The organism is Dyadobacter sp. 676, assembly GCF_040448675.1.
In the GTDB taxonomy this organism is placed as follows: domain Bacteria; phylum Bacteroidota; class Bacteroidia; order Cytophagales; family Spirosomataceae; genus Dyadobacter.
On record NZ_CP159289.1, the window covers coordinates 816,643 to 829,464 of the forward strand.

Annotated in this window: 12 protein-coding genes; 8 read left to right on the forward strand and 4 right to left on the reverse strand. The window is 50.4% G+C overall.

Annotated features, from left to right (window positions below; translation table 11 throughout):
- Positions 1-10: 10 nt before the first annotated feature.
- Together ABV298_RS03795 and ABV298_RS03800 are read right to left on the reverse strand one after the other, a co-directional pair.
- Positions 11-772: an MBL fold metallo-hydrolase gene (locus ABV298_RS03795; RefSeq protein WP_353720861.1), complete on the reverse strand. Its 762-nt coding sequence runs from the start codon at positions 770-772 to the stop codon at positions 11-13.
- Between the two features lie 7 nt (positions 773-779).
- A complete protein-coding gene (locus ABV298_RS03800; RefSeq protein ID WP_019944287.1) occupies positions 780-1,157 on the reverse strand; it encodes a response regulator in 378 nt (125 codons plus the stop codon).
- Positions 1,158-1,344: 187 nt separating this feature from the next.
- Here ABV298_RS03800 and ABV298_RS03805 point away from each other — a divergent pair, with 187 nt between their 5' ends.
- The 6 genes from ABV298_RS03805 to ABV298_RS03830 all read left to right on the forward strand — a co-directional run bounded on the left by ABV298_RS03805 (position 1,345) and on the right by ABV298_RS03830 (position 8,495).
- The gene (locus tag ABV298_RS03805; protein ID WP_353720862.1) at positions 1,345-1,995 is read left to right on the forward strand and encodes a DUF1684 domain-containing protein; all 651 of its coding nucleotides are present in this window, start codon (positions 1,345-1,347) and stop codon (positions 1,993-1,995) included.
- Positions 1,996-2,133: 138 nt separating this feature from the next.
- Positions 2,134-4,560, forward strand: a complete 2,427-nt coding sequence (gene pheT / locus ABV298_RS03810) for a phenylalanine--tRNA ligase subunit beta (protein ID WP_353720863.1) — start codon at positions 2,134-2,136, stop codon at positions 4,558-4,560.
- A 38-nt stretch (positions 4,561-4,598) separates the two neighbouring features.
- Positions 4,599-4,943: a hypothetical protein gene (locus tag ABV298_RS03815; RefSeq protein ID WP_353720864.1), complete on the forward strand. Its 345-nt coding sequence runs from the start codon at positions 4,599-4,601 to the stop codon at positions 4,941-4,943.
- Positions 4,940-5,251: a cell division protein ZapA gene (gene zapA / locus ABV298_RS03820; protein ID WP_353720865.1), complete on the forward strand. Its 312-nt coding sequence runs from the start codon at positions 4,940-4,942 to the stop codon at positions 5,249-5,251. Before ABV298_RS03815 ends, zapA begins: the two co-directional genes overlap by 4 nt.
- 121 nt (positions 5,252-5,372) lie before the next feature.
- The gene (gene rny, locus ABV298_RS03825; RefSeq protein WP_353720866.1) at positions 5,373-6,944 is read left to right on the forward strand and encodes a ribonuclease Y; all 1,572 of its coding nucleotides are present in this window, start codon (positions 5,373-5,375) and stop codon (positions 6,942-6,944) included.
- A gap of 15 nt (positions 6,945-6,959) precedes the next feature.
- Positions 6,960-8,495, forward strand: coding sequence for a magnesium chelatase (locus ABV298_RS03830; RefSeq protein WP_353720867.1), 1,536 nt, complete (start codon positions 6,960-6,962; stop codon positions 8,493-8,495).
- Positions 8,496-8,588: 93 nt separating this feature from the next.
- Here ABV298_RS03830 and recA read toward each other — a convergent pair whose 3' ends face one another.
- Positions 8,589-9,656 carry a recombinase RecA gene (recA, locus tag ABV298_RS03835; RefSeq protein WP_353720868.1) on the reverse strand — a complete coding sequence of 356 codons (1,068 nt, stop codon included), beginning with the start codon at positions 9,654-9,656 and terminating at the stop codon, positions 8,589-8,591.
- A 336-nt stretch (positions 9,657-9,992) separates the two neighbouring features.
- Here recA and ABV298_RS03840 point away from each other — a divergent pair, with 336 nt between their 5' ends.
- Both ABV298_RS03840 and ABV298_RS03845 read left to right on the forward strand, forming a co-directional pair.
- Entirely contained in the window at positions 9,993-11,030 is a 1,038-nt protein-coding gene (locus ABV298_RS03840; RefSeq protein ID WP_353720869.1) for an aminopeptidase, read from the forward strand.
- 13 nt (positions 11,031-11,043) lie between these two features.
- Positions 11,044-11,850, forward strand: coding sequence for a DUF3108 domain-containing protein (locus tag ABV298_RS03845; protein ID WP_353720870.1), 807 nt, complete (start codon positions 11,044-11,046; stop codon positions 11,848-11,850).
- On the opposite strand, the gene ABV298_RS03850 is transcribed toward ABV298_RS03845, so the two are convergent.
- On the reverse strand, positions 11,837-12,817 hold the full coding sequence (locus tag ABV298_RS03850) for a hypothetical protein (RefSeq protein WP_353720871.1): 981 nt from the start codon (positions 12,815-12,817) through the stop codon (positions 11,837-11,839). The two genes, ABV298_RS03845 and ABV298_RS03850, sit on opposite strands and share 14 nt — an antisense overlap.
- Positions 12,818-12,822: the final 5 nt, after the last annotated feature.

Consider the following 12,822-nt stretch of genomic DNA (forward strand, 5'->3'; position numbering starts at 1 on the left):
CTGGCGACTTTTAAAGGTCCAGAACCAGTCCGTCGTACGCCAGATGCACGTGCGGCGGCAATTCGCTTTCTATCACAGCGTGTAAGCCCAGTTTGTGGCTGATATGCGTTAAATACGCTTCGGGTACATTCAGTTTGTCGATCAGATCGAGCGCTTGCGACAGTGTGAAATGTGAAAGATGCGGCTCTTTCTGCAAAGTATCGAGTACCAGCACCCGCGAGCCTTTAATTTTTTCCTGCTCTTCTTCGGAAATGAAATTGGCGTCGGTAATGTAGGTAAAATCCCCAATGCGGTAGCCATAAACCGGCAGCTTATGGTGCATCACCTCAATGGGCGTCACTTTCACACCATCCACTTCAAAAGGCTCGTTCTCAATAGGATGCAATTCAAAATGCGGAACACCGGGGTAGCGGGTTTCTGAAAATGCGTAGGCGAACTCGATCTTGATCTGGTTGAGCACTTCCAGGCGGCCGTAAAGGGGAATATCCATTTGCTGGCGATGATTGAATGCCCGAATATCGTCCAGGCCGGCGGTGTGGTCTTTATGCTGGTGGGTAAAAACGGCGGCGTCGAGGTTGCGCACATTGGCCCGGAGCATTTGCTGGCGGAAATCGGGGCCGGTGTCGATTACAAACGATTTTCCGTGGGCCTGAATCCACACGGAAGTGCGTAAACGCTTGTCATGCGGGTCGTTGGAACGGCAAACGACACAGTCGCAGGCAATAACCGGTATTCCCTGCGATGTGCCGGTCCCAAGAAATGTAATCCTCATCAGGTATCTATTCGGTCAGATGCGCCACCACTTCAACCAGGCGGTCGAAATTCAGCGGCTTCATCAGCGCATCGTCAAATCCTGCTTCTTTGAAATCTTCGTCTGAATAATTTTTGGCATTGCCCGTGATCGCCACGATCGGCGTTTTGGCTTTTTTCTCGTCGGGCAACTTGCGGATGCTCCTTGCACATTCCATTCCATCCATCACAGGCATATTGATATCTAAAAGGATAATATCAAAATCCTCTTTTTCAAGCAATTGCAGCACTTGCTCGCCGTTTTTCACGGAAGTGATTTCATAATGCTGAAATTCCAGAATCTTCCTCGCCAGGTTTTGAATAACTGAACTGTCTTCGGCAATGAGTACTCGTTTTGTGTATGACATACAATGGGGCAGGTATTGTGTTTAAAGTTTTTTCCCAGGTCAATTTAGATATATTTCAACCAACATCGCAAACCCGATGGGCGCGAAGTTTCAAAATTATTCCAAAAAAGTAAATAAACCCTCCATACTTTTTCAAAGCACGCGATCGGGTGTAAGTTTGCAGTCCGGTTACCCAATAATCCCTGTTATGTTCAAAAATAAAGTGATCCGTTACAGCACGGTCGCCATGTTCATCGCGATCCTTGCTTACTTCATTATCGAAAACATGGGTGGCACAAGCAGCGCCGACGACGCCATTGCCGCCAACCCTGCGGCTTACAAAGCCAAAATACTCGAAGAGCGCGCCGCCAAAGACGAACAGTTCAAGTCCGGCGAAGACTCCCCGATCAAGGACAAGGAAAGCTTTCACGGGCTGCATTACTTTGAACCCAACCTTGCGTTTCGCGTGAAAGCCAGCATTTCCCCTTACATGCAAGACGATAAGGAAGTAACGGTCAAATATACCGACGGCACTACCGAGAAATATGAAAAATATGGGTATGCCAATTTTTCCATCGAAGGCCAGGCCCAAAAACTGCTCCTTTTGAAAAACGAGGGCACGATTTCCGTACTTTTCCGCGATGCGACCAGCGGCAAGGAAACCTACGGCGGCGGCCGCTACCTGGATTATCCGGTGGACCAGATCAAGAATAACACCATCGTGCTGGATTTCAACAAGGCCTATAACCCCTATTGCGCCTACCAGGAAAGCTACGCCTGTCCGGTACCTCCCGCCGAAAACACTTTGACCGTGGCCATTCATGCCGGCGAGGTAACCGAAGAGGCTACACATGAATAGGGCCGCACGAACCGTGTTAACCACCATAAAAAACGAGCCCGGCGCGCAAAGCCCGAATGCCGTTCAAACTAAATCATTAATTTTGCAAACAGGCTGTATTTGCCGCGCCTGAGTTTTATTGTTATTAAAGCATTCTAGATGAAGATCTCTTATAAGTGGCTTAAAGATTTAATTGAAATTACTGAAACACCCGAGGAAATCGGTAAGTTGTTAACCGGCACGGGGCTGGAAGTCGAAGGTATTGAAGAGATCGAATCGATAAGAGGCGGTTTGCAGGGCGTGGTGATCGGTGAAGTACTGACGTGTGAAAAGCACCCGGAGGCCGACCGCCTGAGCCTGACGACCGTGGACGTGGGCGGTGAAACGCCACTCTCTATCGTTTGCGGCGCGCCGAATGTAGCGGCCGGGCAAAAAGTGATCGTCGCCACCGTAGGCGCTATATTATATCCGGCCGGCAGCGACCAGCCGCTGGTTCTGAAAAAATCCAAAATCCGCGGGGCGGTTTCCGAAGGAATGATCTGCGCCGAAGACGAGCTCGGCGTGGGAACTTCGCATGACGGCATTCTCGTACTCGATACCCAGCTGCCCAATGGCACTCCAGCTGCCGAATATTTCGGCATTTCTTCCGATTACCTGATCGAAATAGGCCTTACGCCGAACCGCGCGGATGCGGCTTCGCACTATGGCGTCGCGCGCGATTTGAAAGCGGTTTTAAAACGTGAGATCACATTGCCTTCGGTGGAGGCATTTAAAGTGGATAACCAGAACCTGCCGATTCCGGTGGAGGTGCGCAATACCGAGGCGTGCCCCCGCTATACGGGCCTTACGATTTCCGGCATTAAAGTCGCCGAATCGCCCGAATGGCTGAAACAGCGCCTGCAAACGATCGGCATCCGCGCGATCAATAATATTGTCGACATCACCAATTACATCTGCCACGATCTCGGCCAGCCGATGCACGCATTCGATGCGGATAAGGTTTTGGGTAAAAAAGTGATTGTTACCACGGTTACCGAAAACACGCCGTTCGTGACATTGGACGGCGTCGAGCGCAAAATTTCAGCAAATGACCTGATGATTTGCTGCGAAGGCGTCGACGGAAATCCCGAACCGATGTGCATTGCCGGTGTTTTCGGCGGGCTTACTTCCGGCGTGACCGACGGTACCACGTCTATTTTCCTCGAATCGGCCTACTTCTCGCCCGTGTGGGTGCGCAGAACGGCACAGCGTTTCTCGCTCAAGACCGATTCTTCGTTCCGTTTCGAGCGCGGTACCGATCCGAATATGCCGCTTTTCGCATTGAAACGCGCCGCATTGCTCATTCAGGAAATCGCGGGTGGAAGTATTTCCTCGGACATTATCGACATTTACCCCGAGCCTGTACAGGATTTCAGGGTCGGTATGAAATATAGGAACATCGACCGGCTAATCGGCAAGTCGCTGGAAAAAGACCTGATCAAAGGCATTCTGGAAAGTCTGGATATCCGGGTAACCGAGCAGACCGAAACCGGTTTCACCGCCATCGTACCGCCTTACCGGGTTGACGTGCAGCGCGAAGCGGACGTGATCGAGGAAATCCTGCGCGTTTACGGTTTCGGTCAGGTGGAGCTGTCGGAGGCTTTAAGCTCGGATTACCTTTCGGATTTCCCGGTAAACGACCCTGAAAAGCTCAAACTACGCGTTGCCGAGCTGCTGGTGAGCAATGGTTTCAATGAAATGATCAACAATTCATTAACCAAACCGGAGTATGGCGCAGCATTGGGTGATGGATTAGGCCAGCCGGTAAAAATCCTCAATTACCTGAGCGAAGACCTGTCGGTCATGCGGCAGACGTTGCTTTTCTCCGGCCTGGAAGTGATCGCCTACAACAGCAACCGCCGCCAGAAGGATTTGAAACTGTTTGAATTTGGCAAAACCTACCATGAAACCGACGGCAAATACATCGAAAAAGAGCGGCTTTCGGTGTTCCTTACCGGCAATATCCGTCAGGAAAGCTGGTTCGAGAAATCGCGCGAGGTGGTTTTCCATGATTTGGCTGCATTCGTCAACCAGGTTTTGACTTCGATGAAGATCCGGGACGTGCAGAAACAGGAAGCGGATAGCGCCATTTTCAAAAGTGGATTGACATTGCTCGCCAATAAAAAACCGGTAGTGTCCTTCGGGTTGCTGAATGCGTCCATTGCCAAAAAGCTGGATATCAAAGCGCCTGTGTACTACGCCGATTTCGACTGGGAATACCTGCTGCGCCAGTACAATGCTGCCGTTGAATATGTGGAAGTACCCAAGTTTCCGGAAGTCCGCCGCGACCTTTCTGTGGTATTGAACAAGAAAGTCACTTTTGAAGAACTGCGCCAGGCCGCCTACAAGACCGAGCGTAACCTGCTTCGGGCCGTGAACGTGTTCGACGTGTACGAAGGGGCGAACCTGGAAGGTAAAAAGTCGTATTCGATCAGCTTCATTTTGCAGGATGAACAGCAAACGCTCACCGACAAAGTGATCGACAAAACGATGCAACGGCTGATTGCAACTTACGAAAGGGAATTTGAGGCGGTGATCAGAAAGTAAACCACAGTTTTCATTGTCGGATTTTTCAGTTGAGGAAAATGGAGAGAACCACTGAACGTATTATCGAACACAAACTGTCCGACGTCGAGAAAAAACTCGAAATCCTGATCAATCATAAAGAGAAGTTAAGCTGGTCGATCTCAGAGCTCCAGCGCGAAAACGCGGAGCTCCGGGCGGCCAATGCGAAGCTCACGGAAGAAGCGAAAGAAATAAGGAAAAAATACACCTCTTTGGAAAAAGACTTTAATAAGTCTAAAAGTTTCGCTAAACTTGTCACTAGTAAACTGACACCAACAGGCGCAATTGCCGAACTGAAAGAATCAGTTGAAAGATATATCCAGGAGATCGATAAGTGCATCGAATTGCTTGAAGATACCTTATGAAAAAAAATAGCATACCTAATCCAGACGTTTCTGTCTTTATAAAACTGCTGGACAGAGGTTTCAAACTGAGCGTTCCGGCGGATCAGGAGAAATTTTACAGGGATGGGTATGAGGTGTTCATGCAGCGTGTGCAACAGCATAAAGAAAAAGGGAAAGTATACGGTGATATAGAGGCCATTGCATTGACTTCTATCGAATGCCTGGTGGCATTACAACGAAACCAGGAAGAAATGAACGACCTGGTAGCGGCTTTTAAAAGCAGAGTGGAAAAACTGGACGAAACGCTCGCCAGCGCTATTGAGAGCTGAACCCATACCTAACCCCTTGATTTTTACAGTATCTGCAAAAATATACTTTCAATTTCTTCCATTTTCGGCATTTCAACGCGGGTGTAGTCGGTAAAACCAACTATATATAACCATTATTGAAATGTCAAATTCTTTGTTCTTCATCGTCATCCTGTCCGATATCATCGCCGTAGGGGTGGGTATTTTTGCAGGTAAGTACATTTTTCAGCGATCATTCGACGCCAAGGAAAAAGAGGCCCAGGAGCGTGCCGCTGAAATTCTCAGGAATGCAGAGGTAGCAGCCGAAAACATCAAGAAAGACCGCATTCTCGAAGCAAAAGAAAAGTACCTCCGTTTAAAATCGGAATTCGAAGAAGACGCCAATAAAAAGCGCAGCATCCTGCAAAGCAACGAGCAGAAACTCAAACAGCGCGAGCAGAGCCTGAACCAGAGCATGGAACAGACCAAGCGCAAGGAAAACGAGCTCGAAAACCTCAGAAACAGCCTCAACCAACAGCTGGAAGCGGCTACCAAACGTCGCGAGGAAGCGGAGAAATCATTACAGCAACAAGTTGCACAGCTTGAAAAAATCGCCAATCTTACCGCGGAGCAGGCCCGCGAGCAACTCGTGGACGCTCTGAGGGCCGAAGCCGAAACCCGCGCCGGGTCCTATATTAAAAGTGCCATGGAAGAGGCGCGGCTTACCGCCACGAAAGAAGCCAAAAAGATCGTCATCGAAACCATCCAGCGTACCGCCGCGGAGCACGCCATCGAAAACTGCGTTTCCGTATTCAACATCGAAAACGACGATATCAAAGGGAAAATCATCGGTCGTGAAGGACGTAACATCCGTGCGCTGGAAGCGGCAACGGGTGTCGAAATCATCGTCGACGACACGCCGGAAGCGATTGTTATCTCCGGTTTCGACCCTGTAAGGAGGGAAATCGCACGGCTTTCGCTGCACCGCCTCGTGCAGGACGGACGTATCCACCCGGCCCGCATTGAAGAGGTAGTAGCCAAAACGCGCAAAAACATCGAAGACGAAATCGTCGAAATCGGCGAAAGGACCGTGATCGACATGGGTATCCACGGCCTGCACCCCGAGCTGGTGAAAATGATCGGCCGGATGCGTTTCCGTTCGTCTTACGGACAAAACCTGCTGCAACACTCCCGCGAGGTGGCCAAATTATGCGCCACAATGGCCGCGGAGCTTGGTTTGAATACCAAATTGGCCAAACGTGCCGGTTTGCTCCACGATATAGGCAAGGTATGGCCCGAAGAATCGGATCTCCCGCACGCGATCCTGGGTATGGAGCTTGCCAAGAAATACAAGGAAAACCCCGAGGTTTGCAACGCAATCGGCGCACACCACGACGAGATCGAGATGACGAGCATTCTCTCGCCGATTATCCAGGTTTGCGATGCCATTTCAGGCTCCCGCCCGGGTGCCCGCCGCGAAATGATGGAATCGTACATCCAACGCCTCCGCGACCTTGAAAATCTCGCCCTGTCGTTTGACGGCGTAGAGAAATGCTACGCGATCCAGGCCGGTCGCGAGCTCCGCGTGATCATCGACGCCGATAATGTGTCCGACGAAAAGGCCGGACTGCTGTCGTTTGATATCTCGCAAAAAATTGAAAAAGAAATGCAGTACCCTGGTCAGATCAAGATCACGGTGATCCGCGAAATGCGATCTGTGGCGTACGCGCGTTAATCCACCATTTCATACATGACTTACTCAAAGCTTACAAGCACAGAACTACTGGGAATCCGAACGCTCGGAGAACTAAAAAAAGCAGGTTATCAGTCGCGTTCGATCAAGCAAGAGCTGAGAGATAACCTGATTGAAAAGATCAGGAATAAAGAGAATGTCTTCCCGGGAATCTGGGGTTACGAGGAAACGGTTATTCCCGACGTGGAAAGGGCTATTCTTTCCATGCATAACATTAACTTCCTGGGCCTTCGCGGGCAGGCGAAGACGCGTATCGCACGCATGATGGTCGGTCTGCTCGACGAATACATTCCTTACATTAAAAATTCGGAATTGCACGACGATCCCCTGGCGCCGCTTTCGCGCTATGCCAAGGACGTGCTGGCCGAGCTGGGCGACAATGCGGAGATAGCATGGCTGCACCGCGATGAGCGTTATACCGAAAAGCTGGCGACGCCTGATGTTTCGGTAGCGGATTTGATCGGCGACGTAGATCCGATCAAAGCGGCAACCTTAAAACTGCCCTATTCCGACGAGCGTGTGATCCATTTCGGGCTCATTCCGCGCTCGCACCGCGGCGTTTTCGTGATCAACGAACTGCCCGATTTACAGGCGCGCATCCAGGTAGCGTTGTTCAATATCTTGCAGGAAGGCGATATTCAGATCCGCGGGTTCAAACTGCGCTTACCACTTGATATCCAATTCGTGTTTACGGCTAATCCCGAGGATTATACCAACCGGGGAAGCATCGTAACGCCGCTGAAAGACCGGATCGAAAGCCAGATCGTAACGCATTACCCCAAAACGATCGAAACCGGCAAGCGCATTACCGAACAGGAAGCGATTGTGAAACCGGAACAGCAGAGCCTGGTCCGCGTAAATGAGCTGGTAAAAACATTGATCGAGCAGATTGCATTCGAGGCGCGGGAAAGCGAGTATGTAGACGCCAAAAGTGGCGTTTCGGCACGTTTGACGATTTCGGCCTATGAAAGCCTTTTAAGTACCGCCGAAAGAAGAGCGCTGATCAATGGAGAAAGTTCGACTTACGTACGGATTTCGGACCTGTATGGCGTCGTTTCGGCGATTTGCGGGAAAGTGGAGTTGGTTTACGAAGGCGAAGTGGAGGGCCCGGTAATCGTGGCGCAGAACCTGATCGGCAAAGCGATCCGCACGCAATTCCTGAACTTCTTCCCGGATCCTGAAAAAAGCAAAAAAAGCAAGATCAATCCTTACGCGAAAGTGGTGGAATGGTTTGGTGCAGGCAATGAAATGGAGATGCCTGCCGACATGACCGACCGTGAATACACCGCACGCCTGAGGACCATAGACGGCCTGGACGATTTCGTAGACATGCTTTCTGCTTACGGCGATGCCGAGGAAAAGCTCTTCATGATGGAATTCGCGTTGCACGGCATGGCCGAATTCTCACTTGTAGGCAAGCAGGCGCTCGATCAGGGGATGAAATTTCAGGATCTCGTCAGCAGCATGTTTTCCGGCCCTGGCGACGAAGACTATGATTTCGACGAGGACGACGATGATCGTAAGCCATTTTAGCAGCAAGCGCCATTCGGATGCCACTTTTCAAAATCGACTACCAAATAAAAATGCCCTGTGTGCAGGGCATTTTTATTTGGTATATTCAAAATCTTACTCCGGAGAACCGTCGTCTGCAACGTTTGGCTCGCTGGTATCGATCAGCGAATCGGGGTCGTTATTCACTTTTCCACGGATTTTGCCTTCGAGTTCTTCCAGCAATTCCGGATTATCTTTCAAAAGCGCTTTCACAGCGTCACGGCCTTGCCCGAGGCGGTTCCCTTCATAACTGAACCAGGAACCCGATTTCTTCACGATATCCAGCTCCACTGCCAGGTCGATCACCTCTCCTACTTTGGAAACCCCTTCCCCATACATGATATCGAATTCCACCACTTTGAACGGCGGGGCCACTTTATTTTTAACCACTTTTACACGGGTGCGGTTACCCAGGATAGCGTCGGCGCTTTCCTTGATCTGGCCTACGCGGCGAATATCCAGGCGTACCGATGCATAGTATTTCAATGCATTACCGCCCGTCGTAGTCTCGGGGTTACCGAACATCACCCCGATCTTTTCGCGGAGCTGGTTGATGAAGATGCAGCAGCAGCCTGTTTTATTGATCACACCCGTCAGTTTACGCAATGCCTGCGACATCAAACGTGCCTGTAAACCCATTTTGCTGTCGCCCATTTCGCCCTCCAGTTCTGCGCGTGGTACCAATGCCGCCACGGAGTCGATCACGATGATGTCAACCGCGCCGGAGCTGATCAGGTGCTCGGCGATTTCGAGTGCCTGCTCGCCGCTGTCGGGCTGTGAAATAAGGAGGTTGCTGGTGTCGATTCCGAGCTTCTCCGCGTAAGTTCTGTCAAAAGCATGTTCTGCATCGATGAACGCCGCGAGACCGCCCTTCTTTTGCGCCTCGGCGATGCAGTGCATCGATAACGTGGTTTTACCCGACGATTCGGGTCCGTAAATCTCCACGATCCGGCCCCGGGGAACACCGCCTACGCCCAGCGCGAGGTCAAGACCCAGTGAACCGGTCGAAATTACCGGAATGTCCAATACTTTGGTGTCGCTCAGACGCATCACAGTACCTTTGCCGTAAGTCTTGTCGAGCTTTTCGAGCGTGGTCTGCAACGCTTTTAGTTTGTTGTCTTTATCGGTTGTTGGTTGTGCCATAAAAATGGTAACAAGAATGTGTTTGGTACATAAAAAAGCGGCTTTTGCTGGACAAAAACCGCTTGAAACGGGTCTTTATTGTTTTGTAAAAATAGCTAATTCCATCTTAAACAACAACCCGTATTTTGCCCGGAAACTTAATTTTTCACGAAATTTTCGCATTTTGGAACATTCGCGAAAGATGCCGGAAAATGGCAATGCCCAAGCGGTCCTGCGCAGTTATCAAAAGGTACGGAAGGCGTGATTACCAGCGCATGATTATCCGTCATTTCCCTAATTTTGCAGCGGTCGTCAAATTGCTCCGCAAAGACCAATCCACACTTAAAAGCCGAAATTGTGATCCGGAAAATATTGCTTGCCCTGTTGGCCGTCGTGCTCCTGCTCGGTATTTGGCAGAGGGATGTTCTGACTTATGCATTTTTACAGGCCAAAGGACAAATTGGCATACTCATGCAAGTGGAAGATGTGGACGATGTGCTCGCCGACCCGACTTTCCCCGATTCCCTCAAAGCACGCATTCGCCTGATCCGGGAAATCAAGAAATTCGGCGTCGATTCGCTGGGCCTGACGCCGTCTGATAACTACACGACGTTCTACGATCAGCATGGCAGGCCGCTTATCTGGCTCATTACCGCCTCGGAGCGTTACAAAGTGGAACCGTATCAGTGGCATTTCCCAATCGTCGGAACCTTTCCCTACAAGGGTTATTTCGATTCGACCCGGGCGGCGGCGGAAGAAAAGGCGCTGATCGGAAGGGGGTTAGACACCGACATCGGCGAAGTTTCGGCCTGGTCGACGCTCGGTTACCTCAAAGATCCGATCCTTTCCAGCATGCTCCGCCGACGCGACGGCAGCCTTGCCAACCTCATATTGCACGAACTTACACATGGTACGCTTTTTGTAAAAAACAATCTGGAACTCAACGAAAACCTGGCCAGTTTTGTCGGCGACCAGGGGGCTATACGGTTTTTGAAATACAAGTATGGTCAGGATTCGGAGCAAATGCGTATTTACGAGTATTCCAAACGGTATAACGACGCTTATTCGCAGCATATGCTCAGGGGCGCGGGCCGCCTCGACAGCCTATACAAAACATTTGGTCCTGACCCGGCGCCCAGCAGGCTGAGGGATTCGTTGAAAACCAGATTGATAACCGATATCGTAAGCGACACGGACACACTGCTTTCAGGCAAGCGTACGTTAACAAACAAAAACCGCTGGCCCGACGGGAAACTCCCCAATAATGCTTACTTTATCAGCTACCTGACCTATAAGTCGAAACAGGATACTTTCAGGCAGGAATTTGAAGAAAAGTTTGGAGGGGATTTAAAAAAATACCTGAACTATTTAAAGGGCAAATACCCTTCCCTGTAACGTTTTTATTAGCATGAAACGATCTTACACATTACTATTAGCCATTTCGACATTAGCATTGCTGCTCTCTTTCCGCCAGTTCGACGATACTGCGGAAATGGACCGGCACATCCCCAATAAAAGCTTTGGCACCGGCGAACGGGTGGAATACCGGGTACACTACGGCTTTATCAATGCCGCCGAGGCGAAAGTGGAAGTGAGTAAAGCCGTTTCGATGATCAACAACCGGCCCTGTTACCGCGTGAATGTCGTTGGCCGTACGGTAGGTGCATTCGACCTTATTTCACGCGTGCGCGACACGTGGCGCTCGTACATCGATACAACGGCTATTCTTCCCCACATGTTCGAGCGGCAGATCCAGGAGAACAAATACCGCAAGGAAGAGACGGTGTATTTCAACCACGCTAAAGACCAGGCGGTATCGAACGTGAAGGACGAGAGCAAAACCTACAACGTCCCCAACAACATTCACGATATCATCAGCGGCTATTTTTTCCTCCGTACGATCAATTTCGATAAGGTGCGCGAAGGCGAGATCATTGAAGTGCCCACTTTCTTTGACGGCGAGGTCTATAAGCTGCGCGTGCGGTATGTGGGCAAAGATGTGATCAAAACCAAGTTTGGTAAGAGCAAAGTGCTAAGGCTGTCGCCGCAGATTCCCTCCAATAAGTTCTTCAAAGGCGAAGAGCCGATGGCGCTTTGGGTTTCCGACGATTCGAACAAAATTCCGCTGAAAGCCGAAGTGGACCTTAAAATCGGCTCGCTGGAAATGGATTTGAAGTCCTACAAGGGCCTGCGCAAAGACATCAACTGGTTCTGACCAGCAACCACTTGCGCAGGTTCTGGATTTGGCGAAACGGGAAGGGCAATGCGTTCCTTTTTATGCAACAGAACGGCATCGCGACCGTCCCGAAACCGCCATAATACCTTGCGACAGCTTCGTTTTGCGGGCTCTCAAAATCAAAAACGGTCCCTATTCCCGCAAAACTTCGAAACCAGGCGTCCAGTATCGCGAGCCTCGCATTACCTTTCCGGCCGGCATGGTTGGCGGCGTTAAACAGGTAAATCGTTCGCCCGTGGCAATGAACCAACAATACACCCGCGTGTGTATCCAGGCCCTCACGCGCATAAAAAATCTTCCCGAATCCACGGCTCACACAGCATTTCCCAAGTTTCTCCAATATCCGGTATGCATCCGATTTGATTTTCCCGATGCGCCCGGCGTGATTTTCATTAAAGAGTTTAATTAATGTTTCAAAATCGTCCGATTCGATGATCTCCCAATTTGCATTCAACCCTCTTTTCAAATTGAGTTTCCGGTCTGCGGAATAGCCTGCGTAAAGTTCCGCGTAGGGTTGCCGCAGATCCAGCCAGTGTGTTTGAAATACCTCATAACCAAAGTACTCCGAAAGATCGGCGTCATGGATCGCCGGTAAATTGTCCGGATTAAATGCATAGTTGGAAATGTAGGGGAAATACTGCGCTACGGCCCGGAGAAACGGCTCGTATTCGGAGGTGGCGGGCTCGTCGCGGGAAAAAATGCCCAGGTATTGGCAAAATAATGGCTGGTACAGAACCGGCCTGCCGAATTTACGCCTGACAGGCAGCGGCATGACGATCGAGAAGTCATTCGCGGAAGGCCACACGAGCGCCTTCCATTGTTCGCAAACGATGTCGAGATACCAGCTGAGCGCGTAAATCACGCATTGCCTGCTCCGACTGATGTGATCGTCCCAGGCCTGAGCCGAAATTTGCTCCCGGGAAAGAAGGATAGGCTTTGACGACATATGTT